Below are 19,682 nucleotides of genomic sequence, written 5' to 3'. Positions count from 1 at the left end.
TTGTTACCATAACAACACTTGCTGCAGCAATGATGTTATTTATACTCCAATAGCTCAATCTTTCTAAAGTCCATTGGGTGGCTGTTTGATTGCAGGGAAATATAACCCGACTTGATGCTGGCATCGCCGTTTTTGATTAATGTTTTGGCTACTGCATGAGCCGTATCGTAGCGTGGATTTGCAAACTGCAAAATCTCTTCGCCATTGATAAAATGTTTGATCACACCATCACGTACTTCAATTTCGGCAGTCACCCACTGGTCGCCATGAAAGGTGCGCTTAACCGTTGCTGGCGTACAAAAAGAGGTGCTGGGTTTCCCGGCAATATCTACTTTGGTACCCGGCGTGCAGATCTCTCCTACCGGCCGCTCGTCTTTGCCGTTGCCACCATGCAGGTTGTACTCCAGGCACACCGGGAACTGCTGGTCCAGCGCCACTGCTGCAGGGCCCTGCCCGTGGTACTGAATGCCGCCATCCCGAAAGCCCCATGCCGGTGCGCCGGGTGCTGTTTCGCCCACAAAACGGTATTCCACCTTCAGTCGATAATTGGTCAGTGGCTTGTTGAAATACAGCGCACCAAAGGTGCTGTTGAAATTGCCATACTGATCGTACCGGGTACTTAAAATACCATCCTGCACCCGGAAGGTATTGCCAAAGTTTTCGCCCTGCGGATGGCCTGCAATTTTCACCACCCAGCCGTCCAGGTTTTTACCGTTGAACAGCGTGGTCCAGCCGTTGTTTGTACCCGATGCCATTTTGCCGCCAGTGCAGGAAATAAGTGCAATTGAAAAAATTAGCAGCGCCAGGTGAAAACGTTTCATGTGTATGATTGATAGTTGCCGAAGATAACGCGGCAACCGCTAATAAAATGGAGTTGCACCGCAGCACAACTCCATAAAAATTCACATGCTGATCGCCGTTTATTTTGAAGTAAACACTTTCACCCAGTCTACCAGCATGGTGCCGCCGGTTACCTGCGCCGGGTCGAGGCCGGTAAAAAAGTTGCCGCCCACCGCAAGGTTCAGCGTAATGCGTTGTGTTTTGCCAAACATTCGGGGAATATAGGTGCCCGACTTTACTTCAACCAGCACGCCATCGAGGTAAGTCGATAATGTATTCTTTTCCCACACCATTTCGTACACATGATAACACTGGGTAAGGTCGGCATTGGCTTGAATATATCCTTCGCCGTTGCGCACCAGGTTGGTGTTGGGTTTATTGCCATAAAAATAATTGGTGAGGTAGCGGGTAGGCTCCTGCCCTCTTGCTTCCAGTATGTCAATTTCGCCTTGTGTGGGCCAAGGATCGCCATAGCTCCAGAATGCAGGCCACAAACCATAACCGGCGGGCAATTTGATGCGTGCCGCCATCCGCACTTTGGGCGTTTTTACACTAGCCGAAACATTGGTTTTGCATTCAATGCGGCCCGATACGTATTGAAATGTTTTTGGCGTAGCATCATACGGCCTGGTGGGCCCATCAACGGTTTGCTTTGCTGCGGTAATGGCTAGGTTGCCGTTCAGCACCTGCAGGTTTTCAGCCCGGTACAATTGCCATTCGTTGTTAAATGCACCGCCATTCCATACATTCCATTTGGTAAGGTTGTCGGTAAAATCGTCTTCAAATGTTTTGGTCCAGCCTTGCGCTTTTAGTGCTGTTTCATCGAGGTTGTAATCACATTCAGCTTTAGCGGAAAAAGTAGTGGCGGCAGCCATTGCTGCTTTGTTTTCTGTTGTGGCAATATCCAATGATTTTCCCACCGAAGGCTTGTGGCAACCGGCTGCGGAAAACAAGGATAATACAATGAGCAACCGGCTACAATTAGAACCAATCCCTTGCATATTTTTTTGATACAATGTAACAGTTATATAGGGCCGCTGCAATGGGGTTAAGCTATTTATTTACCACTGCTTACAACGGTCCAAATATTATCGTGTATTATTTTTAAGCATGCAAACCCACTTCACCTTAAAAAGAACCACCACCAGCGATCCGGGTTTTCAAACCTTGATCCGGCAACTCGATCATGAATTGTGGAATGAACTGAACGAAGACCAGGCCACATACGACCCGTTCAATAAAGTACCCGATATAAAAACTGCGGTATTGGTGTATGCCGGCGACGAACCGGTAGCTTGCGGTTGCTTTAAAGCATTGAACACAGGTACAGTTGAAATCAAAAGAATGTTTGTGCAAAAAGCTTTTCGCGGAAAGGGATTGTCAAAGTTGGTATTGCAGGAGCTGGAGCGCTGGGCAGCAGCCCAGGGCTTTACACATGCAGTGCTCGAAACCAGCATACATTTCAACACTGCATGCACTTTATATCAAAGCAGCGGCTACCGCATTATTCCCAACTACCCGCCGTATGAAGGATTGGAAGAATCGGTGTGCATGCAAAAAGAGTTGGCGTATTGAGGGCTATGTTTTTGCCCCGATGATTGCGGCATTTACACCGGATCGCTATTAAACAGCGTTCTATTGAACAGCGGATGTCATTTCGGACTTGTCTCGGCAACTCTTCCATATTCAGAAAACTCCGCAGATTGAAGGGGATGCCGAAACAAGTTCGGCATGACAAACCTAAAGTTCAAAAACACAACAACATAGCATGTTGGTTTTAATTTGCTGCTTTTATCCCTTTCATATGGTTTTACCATATCATTTACCTAATTGCCATAATAAAAAAGCGCCCATGTAACATGAGCGCTTTTTGTTTCTTATCAATTAAAAACTTTGCTTAGCCTTCGTCGCGATCACCACCACGTTGCGGGCCATCATTTTTACGACCCAACTGGAAGTTCATGTCGCCAAACTTATACGAAAACACTAGGCGGAACGACCGCACATTGCGGCGGCTCCAACTTTCCTGGAAAAAGTATTCGGTGTCCAGTTCCGAACCAAAACGCAGCGAGTTGAACACATCCTGTACGCTAAAGGTTACGGTTGCTTTTTTGGCTTTGCCAAAATCCTTGCGCAGCGCCATATCCAGGCTGTAATTAGGGATGTTTACACCCTGCGGCACTACTTCCCTTGATTCGTATTCGCCAATGGCCTGCAGGCTCAGGTTGGTAAACACCGACCGCTCATTTACCGGCATAAACCGGTAGTTGGCAATCAGCTTAGCTTCCCAGTTAAAACCGTTGTTATCCAGCACCAGGTCGCCTACGCGGCCTTTTACTTTGCGGTACTGAAAGTTCACCGTAGGCGTAAGGTCAAAGGTTTTACCAAACTTTTGCTGCAGTGTAAATTCAGCACCCATACGGTTGGTGTACTGCGCATTTACAAAAGTGCTCAGGATGGCGTTCGAATCAATTGCAGGGTTATTGAACTGAGTATATTGCTCCGAACTCAGGGTATCACTGTAGCGGGTAATGTCGCCCTGGTTGTTGCGGAAGTAAACAGAGCCCAAAAAGTTGCTGCCGTTAAAATCCTTGCTGTAGTTGAACTCGATGCTGTTGGTGTACTCGGGGCGCAGTTGCGGGTTGCCTCGGCTAATGTTCAACGGGTCGTTGAAATCAACGAACGGGTTCAGGTTCCAAAACGACGGGCGGCGAATACGACGCGAATAGTTCAACTGCACCTGCTGGCGGTCGCCCAGTTCTTTGGTCAGGTACAAGCTTGGAAACAAGGCATCAAACAAGTTGCGGAACGACTCAGGGTAAGTGTATCCAAATTTTTGTGCACTGTCCACCAGTTCGCCGTCAAATTGCGAATGCTCGGCACGGAGGCCGGCCTGGTACCCAATGCTGCCCAATTTATTGGTGTAGGTTAAATAAGCTGCGTTGATGATTTCGCGGTACTTATAGTTGTTGCTCACCGGCAGCTTTGTTTCCAGCCCGTTAGCCACCGAAAACGAATTGAAGATGCTGTGCTGGTTGTTGATAAAGCTGCGGATACCGGTTTCCAGTTTTCCGTTTTCGCCCTGCGTGGTTTCGTAATCCACTTGTGCGGTTACCTGGTTGCTGGTATTATCGCCCACATTGCGCAGGCGGGCCGTTGGTGCAAACGGGCTGCCATCGGGTTTGGTAAATGTGTTGTCGATAAAAGTGTTGTCGCCGCCGCTGCCCCAGTTGTAATTGATGTTGGCCGAAAGCTCCCGGCCTGCCTGCGGAAACTTGTGTACGTAATTGAGCTGGCTGTTGTAGCGTTCAAAATTCGATTTTGAATTGGAAAGACGCTGGCCGGTACGTTCCAAAATACGGTTGGAAGTGAGGAACTGCTGGTATTGCTCCTGCTCGTTGCTGAAGCGGCCGTTCACAATATTTTGCGTTACCGAAATGGTATTGCGGTTGTCGAGGAAAAAGTCCAGTCCAAACCGCACCGATCCAAAGCGGCGCAGGCGGTCGTTCCACGATTGCTGGTTGAAATAGGAAGTGGGCACACCTTTGTCTTTGTTTTGCCGCTCCGATTGGCTGCGGGCACGGCCACCGCTTTGGTTGAACGAGCCAATGGTAAAGAAGTTGAATTTGCCCTGGCGCAGGTTCAGGTTTATATTTCCGGTAGCAATATCGGGGCTACCCACGCCGGCCGACACGATACCGTTCAATCCTACGCGGCGGTTTTTCTTTAAAACGATATTGACGATACCGCCACTCGAAGAGGCGTCGAACTTGGCGGACGGGTTCGTGATCAGTTCCACCCGCTCAATATTATCGGCCGGAATCTGGTCCAAAGTTAAAATCGTAGGGCGGCCATCCACAAAAATCTGGGGCGACGCGTTGCGCAGTTGCACGTTTCCGTCCACATCCACAGTTATTGAGGGAATATTTTTCATCAGGTCCACCGCGGTACCGCCGGTGGCGGTCAGGCTTTGATCGGCGGTAAAAACGCGGCGGTCCACACCCATTTGCAGGGCTGGCCGCTGAGCCGAAACGGTTACCGATTGCAGGGTTGTTACCGATGTTTCCAGCGTGATATTGCCGAGGTCGTTGCCGGTAGTGCCGGCGGGCATTACCCATTGTTCGACCCGCTCAAAACCTACCGAAGAAATCACCAGCCGGAATGAATCGGCCTGGGGCAGGCCGGCAAAGCTAAAATCGCCGTTGGCCCTGGTAACCAATGTTTTCAGTGGCAGGCTTGCGCCAGCAGCATCGGCCGAATCGGGCTGGGCAGCAAACAGCTGCACCGTTACGCCTTCGGCACCTCTGCGGGTTTTCGGGTCAAGCACTCTTCCATAAATCCGGGGCTCAGCAAGTACCGGTCGTTCGGTGTTTGTTTCTACCGGGGGCTCCCGGTCTTCTACCTGGGCCGATGCACCAATACTGATGCAGGTGGCCAGGCAGAAAATAGTCCATTTTCTTTTCATACTTAAGGGTGCAGCACGCTGCTTTAAGGGCTAATGATGCTTAATGCTGCAAACCTCGTGCAGCTAAACCACAACTGCAGGGGTGCCTATGTTAAAATAGCTTAACAAGTATTTGATTTGTAAAGGGATAAAATCGGGCAAACGAGTTTGATCCGCCCGAAATGCCGTGCAGTAAGTGTAAATAAGCTTTATCAAAACGCCCCTTTTTATGGATGTTTGCACCCATGAAGCCCGAGCTCTATTTTGACATCAGCACCGAAACAAGCGGCGGCACCCTGTTCCGGCAGGCCGACGGCAGTTTTTTGTGGCAGCACAGCACCTACGATGATGACCGCGACGAAACCAAAGTATTTCGTACCGCTTACCCCAGCTTCGATGCTTTTTGGAACATGCTTGTTGGCGACCGCGAGTGGTATTTTCAGCACCCGTTGTTTGTGCACCCGGAAGTGCGCCCATTTGTAAAGGAGAAATTGCAGTCGGCAGATTGGACCGCACAGGGTGATGCCAAGTGGCAGATCAGCCACCAGCGCCAGTGGACGAAGGTGCTCAGCGATAATGTTGACTACTATAATCCTTTTTGATAGTGCCCATTTAAACCCTACCCTTTTTCCACAACAAATGTGATTGGCTGCCTGCGGTAAGCCCGCACTTTAGTACCAAACTGGTTTGCTGGCACCCATTTTGGAGACTTCTTCAAAACGCGTAACACTTCTGCTTCCATACCATAACCATAGCTGGTTAATGCCTTGATGTCGCCAATGCTGCCGTCTTTTTCAACGATGAATTGGTACATAACTGTATATGCGCCAAATGGTGCGCCTTTTTTGGCTGCTACCGCAGGGTTTAAATTGCGCTGTAAAAAAACAATCCAGCCTTCATCCCCACCCTTGAACGCTGCATCTTTTTCCAGGCATTCGGATGGATCTACAGCCTTACCCAATTCAGTGAAACAAGCACAGGACTTTCGTTCGCCGGCAACATATTCTTCGGTTGCCATCACAGTGCCATTGGCGTGATAATATTTCCAAAGACCATCTTTAGCGGTATCGTTAATGGTCTTACCTTCTAACATCCGGATGCCGTCCTCGTTCCATGCCACCGTAGTGCCATTGCCGGCCCCGTCGAAATAGGAAGAATCGGCTCGTTTGCCATTGGTGTGCCATCCGATGCTCAGTCCTTTGCGCATTCCCTTTTCGTAGTGCGTACTGTCTAGCATTTGTCCCTGCTCATTATAGCGAATCCAAGTGCCATGTTTTTTACCCTGATCAAAGGAACCAATTTCACGAATGGCCCTGTTGGTATGGTACCACACAAACGATCCATGCTGTATGGTGCATGCTTCATCCTGATACCATCCTTCCATGGCGATAGCCCGTTCGGGCATGTACACAGCTGTCCGGCTCCAAAGGCCATTCTTATTTTCCGTTGTTACCAGATAGCGGGGAGGATTTTTAGTTGGTTTAAAAGAAAAGTCGAAACCTTCTTCCTTTTTTTGTGCGGATGCGCAGAGCTGGAGCGATAATGCTGCCAGGAGCAGTAGTTTTGTTCTCATAGTACAGAGTTTGGTGTGGCAAAATTAGGGCTTTTGCTAAATAACATAATACAAAGTCGACTACCATTAATTCCGGCTAAAAGCTTAGTTCCAACCGGCAAAAGCAAGTAAATCGTTAGGGTTATCTACTTTCAATACTAAGCAAATACAATCAACCCCAATCATATGGCTGCAAGAACCAAAACCGCCTACACCGATGTTGATGTCCCTGCATTCATTCATGCATTTGTAACCAGCGAACAAAAAAGAGCAGACAGCTTCCGGCTTATGGAGCTGATGCAGCAATGGTCGGGGTGTGCACCAAAAATGTGGGGACCCACCATCATTGGGTTTGGCAGCTACCATTACCGGTATGCAACCGGACATGAAGGCGATGCGCCCTTGATTGCTTTTTCGCCGCGTAAAGCGCAGTTCTCGCTGTATGTTACCGTTCCGGAAAATGGCGACCGGGAATTGCTCGAGGGCTTAGGCACTTACACCATGGGCAAATCCTGCATTTATTTTAAACAGCTCAAAGACCTTAACCTCGATGTACTGGAGCAGATGTGTAAGGCGGCCATCAAACACCATTCTGAAAATGGCACAAGCTCCTGCTGAATTGGAGCACAAACAATAAACTCCCACTCCTTGAAACCAACGGAGCAGTGATCATAAAGTGTAGTAAATCAAAAAGCCCCGGACAAAAAATCGTCCGGGGCTTTTTGATGAAACTAATACCAATCTCTTATTGCATCAGCTGCGCAATCGCATCAAACAATTGGGTTTTGGTAAATGGCTTTTCCAGGAAAATATCGGCGCCGTTTTCCATGGCCACGTCTTTAGCCGATCCGTCGAAACCCGAGATCATAATGATGCGGATGGACGGGTAATTTGCTTTGATGTGGCTGATGTAATCAATGCCAAAACCGTCGGGCAGCTTGTTGTCGAGGATCACCACGTTGGGCTGTTCCTTTTTCAGGTATTCGCCAGCCAGCTCCAGGTTTTTTACATGATCCAGTTCCATTTCCTTTCCGTTCAACATGATGTTGAGCAGCAGGCACATATCGCCTTCGTCTTCAATGATCAATACTTTTTTTGTCTTGGTGGGTTGTAGGGTTGCGTTTGACATAAATAATATCTGTTAGGTTTTTTAGGAGGCGACCAATGCTCCCATCTATTTTGAACGACGGGACGCAAAGCACTGAATAAAAAATCATTCCAAACTCAACAAAAAAACACGGGTATCGCAAAAAGGTTTGCTCCACCCAAAGGGAACCCTTTTGTAAATCGACGTAAAACGCTGGCCCAGCATCATCTGTGGATGAAAAATTTTGACAATTGAAAAAACAGCCTATTTTTCCGCCACAAAACCATTTCCATGAAAGCCATCTCTAATCAATTGGGCAAAATGCTCCGCCATCATTTTTTGCGCAACGGGGCAATTGCTGTAGGAATCATTGCCCTAATTAGCGCACTGTTGTACCTGCTCATAAATAGCCCTGCGTAAATCTGCCGCAAATTTATCAGCCAAATTCTTTGTCATCAACTGCCGGCCTTCCGGTACGGTTTTACACGCAGCTAATGCATGTTCAGCCCACCGCGGTTTGTGGCCGATGTACACCTGGGCCGGCTGGCCCGGCAACTACGTATGCTCGGTTTCGACACTGCATATAGCGCAGCGTGGAGCAAACCGCAATTATTAAAAACAGCCGTTTCCAAAAACCGCATCCTGCTAACGCGGCAAACGGCGCTTGCCCAAAACCCTTTTCTCCAAGCCTTTATTATTGAAAGCGAACATACTGCGCCACAATTGGCGCAGGTGATTGCGCATTTTGGCCGGCACCATCTTGAGCCATTTACGCGGTGCATGGCGTGCAACTGCTTATTAGAACCTGTCCATAAAGCCGATGTGCTGCATCGTTTGCAGCCCGCAACCATACAGGAGTTCCACCATTTTTGGCAATGCCCACAATGCAGTCGGGTGTACTGGCAAGGCTCGCATTACCAGCGGATGATGCAACAGATAAATCAATTAAAAAATGACTAATCCCAGTCATTCATTTTTTGTTAAAGCTGCTGGCCCATTACCCTCGCCACGGGTAGCAGGGCTTACTCTGGCCCCATTTTCGGAACGTATATAGGTAAAATAAAAGCTATGGATAAAGACCAATATCAGGCGGAGCGGACCCAACCGAAACAGGAAGGCGAACAACGGCCCAATCCATTTAAAGAGCCGGTCAATGACCGTGAGGCTACACCCGAAGAAGAAGCCGCATTGGAACAACAGCGAAAAGAAGCCCTGACCGAACGGGATTGATAGCAAGGACTTGATCCAACATCAACAAAGGAGACCTTATGAATAAAATAAGCAGCAATTTATTTGCAATAATCTTTTTCATTGTGGCTGCCGTTGTGCTTGCTGCATGCGGCACCGCCGGCGGTGCGCAGGGCGGTGGGGTTAATGCCGACAGCCTGTTGCAGGCCCGTCGCTTTGTATTTATACCCCAATCCATCAACCCCATTGGTGGCCGTACCCGGCAGGTAACGCCTGATTTTTTCCTGCGCATTAGTCCGGATACGGTGCAAAGCTATCTGCCCTACGTAGGGCGGGCATTTACGGCACCTATCGGCACCAACCGGGGCCCGATGGATTTTATACTCACGGATTTTAGCTATTCGGCCACAAGGGCCGGTAACGATCGCCAGGAGATTAGCATCAGCCCACGGGGCCAAACCGATATACGGGAATTGATCCTCAGCGTGAGCCCCAATGGCTACGCTACGCTGATTGCCGTGAGCAACAACCGCCAGCAGATTTCCTACAACGGATTTATACAGGCCCAACGCAGGTAACCACTTTCTGCAACCGACGAGACGACAGTTGGTGCTCTTTTACTTAGCACCGTATTTGATAACGTATGCACAAATGATTGGAATGGAATTGCAGGATTGTATAATCATAGGCGGCGGCCCTGCCGGGCTTAACGCTGCCGTGGTGCTGGGCCGTTGCCGCCGGAGCGTGGTGGTTTTTGATACGGCACGTTACCGCAACCAGTACTCGCATGGCATGCACAACTACCTTACCCGTGATGATATTTTACCCACCGATTTTTTACAGATCTGTCATACCGAACTGGATAAGTACGGTGTAAAACGCATCATGAAAAAAATAACCCATGCCCGCCAAAACAGCGACGGCCTGTTTGCGGTGCGGGATGAAGATGGTGCGCTGTATCATGCTAAAAAACTGCTCATTGCAACCGGCCTGATTGACAATGTGCCCGAGGTGCCCGGCTTCCAAGAGTTTTATGGGCATTCGGTTTTCCATTGCCCGTATTGCGATGGATGGGAAGTTCAGGACCGGAAAGTGGGCATCTATGCTCGCAACAAAGATGGCTGGGAGCTGGCGCTGGCATTAAAAGGCTGGACCGACCAGGTAACGCTGTACACCGACGGACGCCGTCATGTAAAACCCAAACAGCTGGAACAGCTAAAAGCCAACGGCGTTGAAGTGGTGTACGATGTGTTCGACCGGCTGGATGGAACGGGTACACAGTTGGAGCGCATTGTTTTTAAAAATGGCAAAACCCGTGACTGCGATGCTATATTTTTTGTAAACGGTTACACCCAGCACTGCGACCTGTACGAAACCTTTGGCTGTGAAGTGAGCAAGAAAGGCGTGGTGATCACCAACCGCTACCAGCAAACATCAACGCCGGGGCTGTATGTGGCCGGCGATGCGGACCGGGACATGCATTTTGTAGTAGTGGCCGCCGCCGAAGGCGCCAAAGCCGGGGTAATGATCAACAAGGAATTGCAAAAAGAAATTACCGACCGCAACAACAAAACGGCGAAGCAATGGCCGGAGGTGGCTGCTACTGCGTAGCAGCGTCGTGAGTTATGAGTTGTGAGTAGGCAGGCTCAGCTATGCTCGATGCTCGTAGCTCATCGCTTCAAAGCTCCGCCCCCACCACTCACAGCCTCTTCCCGCCATTGAACACGGGCAAGCGCATTCCGGTACAAAAATGGATTGCATGGAGAAAAGGCGCTGTTTACTTTTACAGCCGCCAAAATAACTGTATATTAGAAAAAAGCCCCGGCACAGCTTTTTTACTGTTGTAAACCCCAGATTATTGAGCATATGGAAAAGCAATTAACAGTAATAGTACCCAACGCTTCCGGTGAAGAAGGCCTGACCCAGATCTGCAAACGCGGCGACCTGTTTCGCAACAACAACGAGATCCGCGATCACTACAGCCAGGGTTACCGCATCCATGACTATTCGGTGCTCGATGTGCACCACAGCCATTCTACCGCAAGCCCCGAAACGGTTGTTCGGGTTATTATGCGCAAATAACAGCCGGCCAGCGCTAAAGCTGGCGGCTATTTATTACTTTTACCCTGCATTTGTACCCACGCAGCAGGCATTTATTGCCTGTGGGTCTATGCCATTTTAATCCGCAAAACCGTAAGAAAATTAAACATGAACTTTTTTAGCCAAAACCAACGCTCGCCTCAGCGGCGCCAATATGTGGATGCCCTGCTCATTGCCTCCATCGTACTGATGACTTTCTGCTACAAACTCATGAAAACGGATCCGCAGATTTTCCGCGAGTTGTTCCTGCATTAAAGCATTTTTATCCGGTAAAAAAAGCGCTGGGCGCACAAAGACATTTATTTAAAGCTACCTGTTAATGATGGGTAGCTTTTTTTGTTTTTGGGGAAAATATAAATTCCTGGATGCTGTGCATTTTTAGGCTGTAACAAAAGTTTGCGCTGATTGAAATTTACCATCCAATGCTTTTCCGGTTCGATCCTATCTTGTTGCGAAGCGCTAGAACATTGTTTAGAAAAAATGTATGTGCAGCAAAATTTCCACCGAGTATTGCTCTGAACTATCGTGCATTTTTTTTCGAACATTTTTCGACTAAAGTTTTACCAGGCTAAACACTGCACTTGGCTTTTTGCCTGCACCTTTGTTCTAAATTATTTGCATGGCCGTTCCTATTTTGATTGTTGACGATGACAGCCGGAACATTTTTGCACTAACCGCCACGCTACGATCGAAAGGTTTTACAGTCATTTCTGCTGTAACCGTGGCCGAGGCCCTGCAGCTGCTGCAGCAACATCCGCAAACGGGGGTGATACTTTTGGATATTATGATGCCCGAAATGGACGGTTACCAGGCCATTCCCATGCTCAAAGGCGACCCCGCATGGGGCCATATTCCCATCATTGCCGTTACGGCGCAGGCCATGGCCGGCGACCGGGAACGCTGCCTTGAGGCCGGTGCCGATGATTATCTTTCCAAACCAGTAGACGTGCCTAAACTTTTATTGCTACTGGACCGTTATTTGAAATAACCTCCAGAGAACAACACTTGCAAAGGAGTGCACACAGTAAAGCAGAACAACGGTGAACCCTACAGAAACGGCTATTATTAAGGAAGAAGAACTCGACCAGTTGCTGCTGGAACTGGCCGAACAATATGGCTATGACTTTAGCCACTATGCCCGTGCATCGCTGCGGCGGCGGGTAAACCGGCTGCTGATTGTAGACCGCTTTCCATCATTTGCCGAACTGCTGTACCACCTGCGCAACAACGCCAGTTACCTGAAACGGTTTGTAGAGGAAATAACGGTGAACGTAACCGAAATGTTTCGCGACCCGCATGCTTACCGCATCATCCGCACCCAGGTGTTGCCCGTGCTGGCCACGCATCCGTTTATCCGCATTTGGCATGCTGGCTGCGCCACCGGCGAGGAAGTGTACTCCATGGCCATCATGCTCCAAGAAGCAGGCCTGTTGCACAAGTCGCTGCTGTATGCTACCGACATCAACCCCGCGGTGGTGGAACAGGCAAGGCTGGGCATCTTTCCCATGCGCCACATGAAGCAGTACTCCGAAAACTATATTGCCTCCGGCGGCACCCGCGAATTTTCGGATTATTATACGGCTAAATACGACTGGGCAAAATTTGACGATCGTTTTAAAAAACGCATGATCACGGCTACACACAACCTGGTTTCGGACCGGTCGTTCAACGAGTTTCAACTGATCCTGTGCCGCAACGTGCTGATTTATTTTGATAAAACATTGCAGGACCAGGCCCTGCAGCTGTTTGATGAAAGCCTGGAAAAACTGGGCTTCCTGGTTTTGGGCACCAAGGAAAACATACGCTTCTCGGGCATTGCCCATAAATATGCACCTATTGCCGAAAAAGAAAAGATATGGCGCAAGATAGCCTAAGGCGGCAACGACTGGTGGTCATTGGCGGCTCGGCAGGCAGTTTGGAAATCGTACTTTCCATTGTAGCCGGTTTACCCGCGCTGCCCCATGCAGCCGTGTTAATCGTGCTGCATCGAAAGCAGTCGGCCGACTCGGTGCTGTTGGGGCTGCTAGCAGGCCGCACCAGCCTGCCGGTAAGAGAAGTGGAAGACAAAGACCCGCTGGTGCCTGGCGGCATTTACCTGGCCCCTCCCGATTATCACCTGCTGCTGGAGGGCCGCCACCAATTTTCTCTGGACGATTCGGAAAAAGTACACCACAGCCGCCCAAGCATTGATGTGAGCTTTGAATCGGCGGCTTACGCCTATGGCGCCGATACCATCGGTATTTTATTATCTGGGGCCAACGCCGACGGTGCCGAGGGGCTGCTGCGGATTAAGGAACGGGGCGGCGATACGCTGGTGCAGGACCCCGCCACAGCCGAAGTGTATTACATGCCGCAACAGGCGCTGCTACTCCATCCCGGTCATCGCGTAGTGGCTGGCAACCAATTGCACCAGGCCCTGCTGGAATACCTGTAAACCTTAAGCCATCCTCTTATTTACCCAATAAAAAACCACAGGCTTGCACGTGGCAATTACCTGTGGTGTCGAAGAAAAATATTTTTGAAATGCTCAGGACGTTTGCCTGCGGATGCCTTTTTTAATGTCCTCTGCGCAATGCGATACAAATTCTTCGGCAATGGCTTCAATCTGGCGCACATCAAGCGGCTTGGTGATAAAACCGGCTCCGTACTGGCGGGCATAATCCCGGTCGTGCGGCATGGACGAAGTAGAAAAAAGCACCACCGGGATCCGGGAAAACCGGTCCAGGTCGCGAATTTTTTTCAGGGCTTCTTTGCCGTTCATGCGAGGCATGTTGATGTCGAGGATCACGAGGCAGGGCACCGGGTCAAAATTGCCCAGGGTATTAAGATAAGATAATGCTTCGAGGCCGTCGGTGGCGGTTACCAGTTCTACATTGTCTGAATACCGGTTGAACGCTTCCTGCACCAGGCTCAGGTCGTCGGCGTCGTCGTCGGCATACAACACTACATATTTTGGAGGGTTCATTTTTGTCATGGTGGCTTGTGGTAGGCTACTGCAAGGGCGTGGCCGGCAGGGATGGTGGCTTAAGTGCTGTTTCCCGCATCAGCAACTGATCAACTCTTCGATACTGATCCGCTCGAGGTATGGGTCCAATGGTTCGGTAGACTCAAAACATCGTACTGACTCAATATGGCTGCGATACTTGCGATAGGCTATTTCGATGTAAAAATAATCCAGTTGGTACAACACTTTTACAACTCGGCCGAATTTATATTTTCCAAGGTACACCCCGGTGGTATAAATCAGGTCCATTTGGTCGTGTTGCGACAGCAGCGAAAAATCAAACGGCTTCATATCAATATTCTCCCGAAAAATATACATCAAATAACATGCGCCTATTGGTCATGCTCCAATATTGATGTGGGTGGCTCCTATTTATCCAGACCTATTCATCAGCGCTGCCTGGCCCCTAAAAATAAGGAGAAAGGGCGGCTGCAGGAAATAGGGAGGCAAAATAAAGCGAAGCATATGGGAGCAGGTGACGATCAAGCCCAATCCCAATCCGGCGCTTGCTTTCCGCTTACACTGATAATTGTTCAAAAAAATAAATTTCAGCGCAACTACGAATTAAATCGTATAAATTGTACGAAATAATTCGTGTTTCAATTAAAATCAACCAACATGGCAAACAACCCCTCTCACAAAATGATCCTGGCCACAACACTGGCTTGTGGTATGTTCCTGGCCGGCACCGCTCAAACTGCGCCGCCGCCACCTGCAGCGCCCAAGCCACCTGCCAAAATTGAAAGCTTTGAAGATGCGCAAAAAGCCATTGAGCGGGCACAGGCCGAGTTGGCCAAAAGCCTGAAAGACCTGAAAGTGCCCGTGCCGCCGCAGCCGGATGTGGCCGAAATGAACAACATGATCCGGCAGCTGAAACAAGCGACTGCCGCCAACATCGAAGCAACCGCGCAACTTTCGGAAGCCAAGCGGGCCGAGATTAAAAAGGAGCTGGCAGTGGCGTTGCACAATGCGCAGGAGGCTGTACAACATGTTCAAGCCAGCAAAGATTTGCAGATCCAAAGCGCTACATTGCAACAAAAGGTAGCAGCGGAAATGAAAAAGGCGCAGGAGCATATGGCTGCAGCCGCAACAGAAATGCGCCAGTTTGAAGCATTTGTAAACACGCTGATTGCTGATGGACTGATTCAGAAAGATGCATACCGGGTTGAAGAAAAAGCGGGCAAGCTGCTACTCGATGGCAAAGAGCAACCCAGTGCGGTTTATGAAAAACACCGCAGCTTTTTGAATAAACACAAAGGCGTAAAAATTACCAAAGACAGCAATGGCCTGCAGATAAAAAAGGAACAACAAGTGTGGCAATAGCCATTATTAATGGCCACCAACAGGCTTGCTAAATATTCGGCTTCCCAAGAAATAGGCTCATTGAATGTAGTCGCCGACAATAGCCGCACCGTGCATGGTGCGGCTATTGTTTTTTATAAATGAAATTTGCTTTGAACTGCCTCTTTTCTAAAAGGCATATTAATAGATCATTCATCCACAAAATGAAGTCTGTTGGTACAGGCATTGCCCCATTAAAAATATGAATAACGAATCGCGACAAATTAATGCAACGCAGCCCGCTTCCAGCATGTATTATATAGCCATCGTGTTGCCACCATCCATTAATGAGCAGGTGCTGCAATGGAAGCAGTGGTTCCGCAACCAGTTTGGTTGTACCGTGGGGCTAAAATCGCCAGCGCATATTACGCTGGTACCGCCGCATTGGATGCACATTGCGGCCGAAGCAGCACTGGCCGCTGCTGTTGCGCAATTTGCCCAAAATCAAAGCACATTTGTTTTATCCACGCAGGGATTTTCAGCTTTTAAACCCCGAACCATTTTTGCGGCCGTGCAACACAGCGATGCCTTGCACCAGTTGAAACAAAACCTGGAAACCGCACTTACTGCCAACCCCGCACTGAACATCAAAAAAGAAAACCGGCCTTTCCACCCGCATATTACCTTGGCTACCCGCGACCTGCGGCCACAACATTTTGCACAGGCATGGCCGCATTTTGCAACAAAAGAATTCCAGGTAGAATGGGAAGTGGCGAGCATTTCCATTTTAAAACACAACGGCCGACATTGGCACGTTTGGTACGATGTGCCATTTGGAACAAACCGGGAATAGTGGAAGCATTGTTTGCCTGCGGCTTCAATGCTGTTTTATCAATAAAAGACGCTTTTAAAATTGCACCACCGACGCGATGTAAAACAGCTATCCAGACCAATGCAAAACGGTACAACCTTTACAACCACCAGATAAGATTGCTCCAATAAAAAAGCGGTAGTGCAACATGCAGCTACCGCTTTTTCTATTTCGTGTATAAACTTATTTATTCACCACCGGAAAAATTGAAGATACCAGGCACCCAGTCAAAGTCGAGGATTTCTTCCATATCGATATTGAGTTGCAGGCCATCATCGGTTTTGATCTTTACTTTTTCGCGGCTCACCTTGCGGTAGCCATCCCGCTCAAATACCAACCGGTACATGCCCGGCTTCAGGTCACTGAACGAGTAGTTGCCTTCATTGTCGGTGAGTGCACGGCCTTCCTTTCTGTTGTTGGCATAAGCGGTCACCACTACATCGCGCAGCGGCTTGCGGCTATCGGCCGTATAAACAGTACCAAGTATATCGCTTTTGCTGGAAGTTTCGGTAGCGCCGTTGCCACCGGTGTTGGCCAAACCCGTTTGCGCAACCAGGCAGCTGGCCAGTATGGCACCAATCATCAGGATGTTTCTCAATTTCATTTCAGAGCGTTTGCAGTCGTTGGCAATCTCACTTATCGTTTCACAACATGAAGTTAACATTTTTTGCCAGTTTCTGTAGCTGAAAGCGGCATTCCTCCCACATTTCAGCCACAATAACAGCCGCAGGCTTTACCTCCGAAACCAATGCACTCACCTGCCCTATTTCCAGTTCGCCTTCCTCCAGGTTGCCTTCGTACATACCCAGCTTGGCACGGCCACGGCCAAGCAGTGCCTGCAATTCTTCGGCATCAGCGCCGCGGGCTTCGGCTTCTTGCACGGCCTGCGCAAACGGGTTGCGCAGCAGGCGCACCGGTGTTAGCTTTTTCAACGACAAACGGGTATCGCCCTCACCGGCGCTTATTACTGCGTTTTTGAAGTTCGCATGCACCGCTGCTTCTTCGCTGGCTACAAACCGGCTGCCCACCTGCACGCCTTCGGCGCCCAATGCCAGTGCCGCCAGCATTTGTGCACCGGTGCCAATGCCTCCGGCCGCAATCACCGGTATGCGCACAGCCTGCGCCACTGCCGGCACCAGTACCAGTGTAGTTGTTTCTTCGCGGCCGTTGTGGCCGCCCGCCTCAAATCCTTCAGCCACCACGGCATCACAGCCCGCGGCTTCGGCTTTGCGGGCAAACAGGCTGCTGCTCACCACATGCACCACGGTGATGCCGTGATTTTTTAAATGCGCGGTCCATTTTTTTGGATTGCCGGCTGAAGTGAACACAATCTTTACTCCTTCTTCAATAATAATGGCGATATGCTGCTCCAGGTCAGGATACAACAAGGGCAGGTTCACGCCGAAGGGCTTGCTTGTTGCCGCTTTGCACTGGCGAATCTGCTGGCGCAGTTCGTGCGGATACATGCTGCCCGCACCCAGCAACCCAAGCCCACCGGCATTGCTCACTGCTGATGCAAGTTGCCAGCCACTGGCCCAAATCATACCGGCCTGGATAATGGGAATTTCGATGCCAAAAAGTGTGTTGATCCGCGATGCATTCATGCTGCGCAAATTAAGCAATGCTGTTTGCTGCGCCGTTGTTGGTAAAAATGAACCGATACAATTTTGCAACTAATAGCATTATATCAAACCGGTTGAGCATGCCGAATGCTTGCTATTTTAATCCATAAAAAAGCTGCTTTGGTTTAAGAACTGGTTGTAAAAAAACGTGTGCCTGCACTTACGATGCATTTTTTTCTTAACTTACCTTTTGTGGCCCGTTTACCGGTGACGGCTAAAAATTCATTAAGTTTGTAATAATGACTCAGGTACAACAACATATTCAACAACAATGCATTGTCCGCCATCTGGTGGTGGACATGAGCGATTGTTACACCTGGTCGTTCCCGGAGTTTACCCCGTTCTGCCCGCATTTATATTACTTCTCCAACTTCAAGGACTTTAATAATTCTTCCCAAGCCCAATCGTAACCGGCTTGGGTACTGCCGTTCGGTATTTCATTTATTTAATTGAAACATTTTCCCATGCAACGAAATCCCAAAAAGGTTTCTGTTGGCGGAGCAGTAGTGCTGATGTTGGTAATGCTCAATGCATTTGTGCTGGAGCAGGGTTTGGTTTCCAAGGTATCGGGGTATTTGCCTCTTTTGCTTACCGTACCGTTGTTGTTGCTTTCCCTGGTCTTTCGCAACAGGATTTCTTAAAAACAAATTTCGCCACAACATAACGCCAACCAGAAACGAATAGATTTTCCCTATGGTTAATTGTGGCAGACCCGGCACAAAGCAATTGGTTGCCGGTCTGCCCCATTTGCTATTTAGTTAACAATAAAAAAAAGAGCTTATGCGTAAGATGATGCACCGGCTCAGTATTGCAGGTTTTGAAAACAAAACACCGTTTTCAGCACAGGAGGTACTGGCCGATAGTATAATTAGCCTGGATGAAATGAACCGCAGGCTGGTGGCTATGATCCGTGTAGGCATGCACCAGTTTAAGCGGGTGATTGTGCACCTCAACGAGGTGCAAAAATGCTCGGTGAAAAAAGTATACGGCGCCATCCACTCAGATGACCTGAGTGGCGGAAAGCTCGAACAACATTTAAAGAAAATTGTGCTGCAATTGGAATACGCCAATAAAGAGCAGGTGGAAATTCCGTTGTACACACCGAAATACAACAGCGTGTACCGGGTGCCCGAAATAGAGCAGAAAGCAAGGAAATGGGAAGCCAGGCTTTCGAGGCTGCTGAAGGCGCCTAAAACTCGCAACCGGCAGGCAACTGCACTGGCTACCGATGAGGCATAGCCGAAAATAAATTGATCACGATAAAATTGTACATCATGCAAACAATGAGCGGGCAGCTATTGCTGGCCAAAAACGACTACGAAGCCATTATGGGCTACATTAAATTGGGTGCAGGCCGCACCTCATTCAACCGGCATGATGCCGAAGAACTGGAAAAAGAATTAAAAAAGGCCATTCTGGTGAGCCGTGAAGAACTGCCGCAGGATGTGGTGCGCCTGAACTCGACCGTGAAAATAAGAGAAGAAAAAGCCTCCAAGGAAATGGAACTAACGCTGGTAGCGCCGGAAAAGGCCGACATCAAACAGCGGAAAATATCCATCCTGTCGCCCATCGGCACCGCACTGATTGGTTTTTGCAAAGGCCAGCAGGTGAGCTGGACGGTACCGGCCGGCACCAAAACCTTTACCATATTGGACGTGGTACACGAATAATGAGCCACTGCTTTGATTGTATC

At 49.2% G+C, this 19,682-nt stretch carries 26 protein-coding genes; 16 read left to right on the top strand and 10 right to left on the bottom strand.

From position 1 onward, the window contains the following. Window positions 1–35: 35 nt before the first annotated feature. Both DRJ53_RS06885 and DRJ53_RS06880 read right to left on the bottom strand, forming a co-directional pair. Window positions 36–821 (bottom strand): 3-keto-disaccharide hydrolase, encoded by a 786-nt coding sequence (locus tag DRJ53_RS06885; RefSeq protein ID WP_114234881.1) that lies wholly within the window; start codon window positions 819–821, stop codon window positions 36–38. A gap of 99 nt (window positions 822–920) precedes the next feature. Next, on the bottom strand, window positions 921–1,811 hold the full coding sequence (locus DRJ53_RS06880) for a glycoside hydrolase family 16 protein (protein ID WP_162303823.1): 891 nt from the start codon (window positions 1,809–1,811) through the stop codon (window positions 921–923). Window positions 1,812–1,950: 139 nt separating this feature from the next. On the opposite strand from DRJ53_RS06880, the gene DRJ53_RS06875 reads away from it, so the two are divergent. After that, on the top strand, window positions 1,951–2,415 hold the full coding sequence (locus tag DRJ53_RS06875) for a GNAT family N-acetyltransferase (protein WP_114234879.1): 465 nt from the start codon (window positions 1,951–1,953) through the stop codon (window positions 2,413–2,415). 322 nt (window positions 2,416–2,737) lie between these two features. Here DRJ53_RS06875 and DRJ53_RS06870 read toward each other — a convergent pair whose 3' ends face one another. Further along, entirely contained in the window at window positions 2,738–5,305 is a 2,568-nt protein-coding gene (locus DRJ53_RS06870; RefSeq protein ID WP_114234878.1) for a TonB-dependent receptor, read from the bottom strand. Between the two features lie 212 nt (window positions 5,306–5,517). On the opposite strand from DRJ53_RS06870, the gene DRJ53_RS06865 reads away from it, so the two are divergent. Continuing rightward, on the top strand, window positions 5,518–5,886 hold the full coding sequence (locus DRJ53_RS06865) for a hypothetical protein (protein WP_114234877.1): 369 nt from the start codon (window positions 5,518–5,520) through the stop codon (window positions 5,884–5,886). 17 nt (window positions 5,887–5,903) lie between these two features. Here DRJ53_RS06865 and DRJ53_RS06860 read toward each other — a convergent pair whose 3' ends face one another. Next, on the bottom strand, window positions 5,904–6,857 hold the full coding sequence (locus tag DRJ53_RS06860) for an energy transducer TonB (RefSeq protein WP_114234876.1): 954 nt from the start codon (window positions 6,855–6,857) through the stop codon (window positions 5,904–5,906). A gap of 165 nt (window positions 6,858–7,022) precedes the next feature. On the opposite strand from DRJ53_RS06860, the gene DRJ53_RS06855 reads away from it, so the two are divergent. After that, window positions 7,023–7,454, top strand: coding sequence for a DUF1801 domain-containing protein (locus DRJ53_RS06855; protein ID WP_114234875.1), 432 nt, complete (start codon window positions 7,023–7,025; stop codon window positions 7,452–7,454). A 127-nt stretch (window positions 7,455–7,581) separates the two neighbouring features. Here DRJ53_RS06855 and DRJ53_RS06850 read toward each other — a convergent pair whose 3' ends face one another. Next, window positions 7,582–7,965, bottom strand: coding sequence for a response regulator (locus DRJ53_RS06850; RefSeq protein ID WP_114234874.1), 384 nt, complete (start codon window positions 7,963–7,965; stop codon window positions 7,582–7,584). A gap of 456 nt (window positions 7,966–8,421) precedes the next feature. Here DRJ53_RS06850 and DRJ53_RS06845 point away from each other — a divergent pair, with 456 nt between their 5' ends. The 5 genes from DRJ53_RS06845 (at window position 8,422) to DRJ53_RS06830 (ending at window position 11,193) form a co-directional block, all read left to right on the top strand. Next, window positions 8,422–8,883: a Mut7-C RNAse domain-containing protein gene (locus DRJ53_RS06845; RefSeq protein WP_114234873.1), complete on the top strand. Its 462-nt coding sequence runs from the start codon at window positions 8,422–8,424 to the stop codon at window positions 8,881–8,883. Window positions 8,884–8,991: 108 nt separating this feature from the next. Then, window positions 8,992–9,153, top strand: coding sequence for a hypothetical protein (locus DRJ53_RS21255; RefSeq protein WP_155523197.1), 162 nt, complete (start codon window positions 8,992–8,994; stop codon window positions 9,151–9,153). A 38-nt stretch (window positions 9,154–9,191) separates the two neighbouring features. Continuing rightward, on the top strand, window positions 9,192–9,689 hold the full coding sequence (locus DRJ53_RS06840; protein WP_114234872.1) for a DUF4251 domain-containing protein: 498 nt from the start codon (window positions 9,192–9,194) through the stop codon (window positions 9,687–9,689). An 82-nt stretch (window positions 9,690–9,771) separates the two neighbouring features. After that, entirely contained in the window at window positions 9,772–10,722 is a 951-nt protein-coding gene (locus DRJ53_RS06835) for an NAD(P)/FAD-dependent oxidoreductase (RefSeq protein ID WP_114234871.1), read from the top strand. A gap of 255 nt (window positions 10,723–10,977) precedes the next feature. Further along, a complete protein-coding gene (locus DRJ53_RS06830) occupies window positions 10,978–11,193 on the top strand; it encodes a hypothetical protein (RefSeq protein WP_114234870.1) in 216 nt (71 codons plus the stop codon). Window positions 11,194–11,313: 120 nt separating this feature from the next. Here DRJ53_RS06830 and DRJ53_RS21250 read toward each other — a convergent pair whose 3' ends face one another. Next, entirely contained in the window at window positions 11,314–11,463 is a 150-nt protein-coding gene (locus DRJ53_RS21250; RefSeq protein ID WP_155523196.1) for a hypothetical protein, read from the bottom strand. Window positions 11,464–11,830: 367 nt separating this feature from the next. Between DRJ53_RS21250 and DRJ53_RS06825 the strand changes: the two genes are divergently transcribed. From DRJ53_RS06825 to DRJ53_RS06815, 3 genes are read left to right on the top strand one after another with little or no spacing between them, the layout of a single operon-like run. Beyond that, entirely contained in the window at window positions 11,831–12,199 is a 369-nt protein-coding gene (locus DRJ53_RS06825) for a response regulator (RefSeq protein WP_114234869.1), read from the top strand. 52 nt (window positions 12,200–12,251) lie between these two features. After that, window positions 12,252–13,085: a CheR family methyltransferase gene (locus DRJ53_RS06820; protein WP_241558483.1), complete on the top strand. Its 834-nt coding sequence runs from the start codon at window positions 12,252–12,254 to the stop codon at window positions 13,083–13,085. After that, a complete protein-coding gene (locus DRJ53_RS06815) occupies window positions 13,067–13,645 on the top strand; it encodes a chemotaxis protein CheB (protein WP_114234868.1) in 579 nt (192 codons plus the stop codon). Before DRJ53_RS06820 ends, DRJ53_RS06815 begins: the two co-directional genes overlap by 19 nt. Window positions 13,646–13,738: 93 nt before the next feature. Here DRJ53_RS06815 and DRJ53_RS06810 read toward each other — a convergent pair whose 3' ends face one another. Together DRJ53_RS06810 and DRJ53_RS06805 are read right to left on the bottom strand one after the other, a co-directional pair. Next, a complete protein-coding gene (locus tag DRJ53_RS06810; RefSeq protein WP_162303822.1) occupies window positions 13,739–14,176 on the bottom strand; it encodes a response regulator in 438 nt (145 codons plus the stop codon). 78 nt (window positions 14,177–14,254) lie between these two features. Then, on the bottom strand, window positions 14,255–14,536 hold the full coding sequence (locus DRJ53_RS06805) for a hypothetical protein (protein ID WP_123893408.1): 282 nt from the start codon (window positions 14,534–14,536) through the stop codon (window positions 14,255–14,257). A 297-nt stretch (window positions 14,537–14,833) separates the two neighbouring features. Between DRJ53_RS06805 and DRJ53_RS06800 the strand changes: the two genes are divergently transcribed. Both DRJ53_RS06800 and thpR read left to right on the top strand, forming a co-directional pair. Beyond that, window positions 14,834–15,538 carry a hypothetical protein gene (locus tag DRJ53_RS06800; RefSeq protein WP_114234865.1) on the top strand — a complete coding sequence of 235 codons (705 nt, stop codon included), beginning with the start codon at window positions 14,834–14,836 and terminating at the stop codon, window positions 15,536–15,538. Between the two features lie 220 nt (window positions 15,539–15,758). Further along, window positions 15,759–16,349, top strand: a complete 591-nt coding sequence (thpR, locus tag DRJ53_RS06790; RefSeq protein ID WP_114234864.1) for an RNA 2',3'-cyclic phosphodiesterase — start codon at window positions 15,759–15,761, stop codon at window positions 16,347–16,349. 205 nt (window positions 16,350–16,554) lie between these two features. On the opposite strand, the gene DRJ53_RS06785 is transcribed toward thpR, so the two are convergent. Both DRJ53_RS06785 and DRJ53_RS06780 read right to left on the bottom strand, forming a co-directional pair. After that, entirely contained in the window at window positions 16,555–16,971 is a 417-nt protein-coding gene (locus DRJ53_RS06785; RefSeq protein WP_162303821.1) for a carboxypeptidase-like regulatory domain-containing protein, read from the bottom strand. A gap of 40 nt (window positions 16,972–17,011) precedes the next feature. After that, window positions 17,012–17,971, bottom strand: a complete 960-nt coding sequence (locus tag DRJ53_RS06780) for an NAD(P)H-dependent flavin oxidoreductase (RefSeq protein ID WP_114234862.1) — start codon at window positions 17,969–17,971, stop codon at window positions 17,012–17,014. Between the two features lie 482 nt (window positions 17,972–18,453). On the opposite strand from DRJ53_RS06780, the gene DRJ53_RS21245 reads away from it, so the two are divergent. The 3 genes from DRJ53_RS21245 to rnk all read left to right on the top strand — a co-directional run bounded on the left by DRJ53_RS21245 (window position 18,454) and on the right by rnk (window position 19,659). After that, complete coding sequence (locus DRJ53_RS21245) at window positions 18,454–18,630, top strand: hypothetical protein (protein ID WP_155523195.1); 177 nt, start codon at window positions 18,454–18,456, stop codon at window positions 18,628–18,630. A 139-nt stretch (window positions 18,631–18,769) separates the two neighbouring features. Beyond that, window positions 18,770–19,228, top strand: a complete 459-nt coding sequence (locus tag DRJ53_RS06775; RefSeq protein ID WP_114234861.1) for a hypothetical protein — start codon at window positions 18,770–18,772, stop codon at window positions 19,226–19,228. Window positions 19,229–19,263: 35 nt separating this feature from the next. After that, complete coding sequence (gene rnk / locus DRJ53_RS06770; RefSeq protein WP_114234860.1) at window positions 19,264–19,659, top strand: nucleoside diphosphate kinase regulator; 396 nt, start codon at window positions 19,264–19,266, stop codon at window positions 19,657–19,659. The last annotated feature ends 23 nt before the right edge of the window (window positions 19,660–19,682 follow it).

It is taken from the genome of Paracnuella aquatica, from assembly GCF_003332885.2.
GTDB lineage: Bacteria > Bacteroidota > Bacteroidia > Chitinophagales > Chitinophagaceae > Flavisolibacter > Flavisolibacter aquaticus.
The sequence above is the reverse complement of the archived record's forward strand: the minus strand, read 5'-3'. Positions and strand labels throughout refer to the sequence as shown.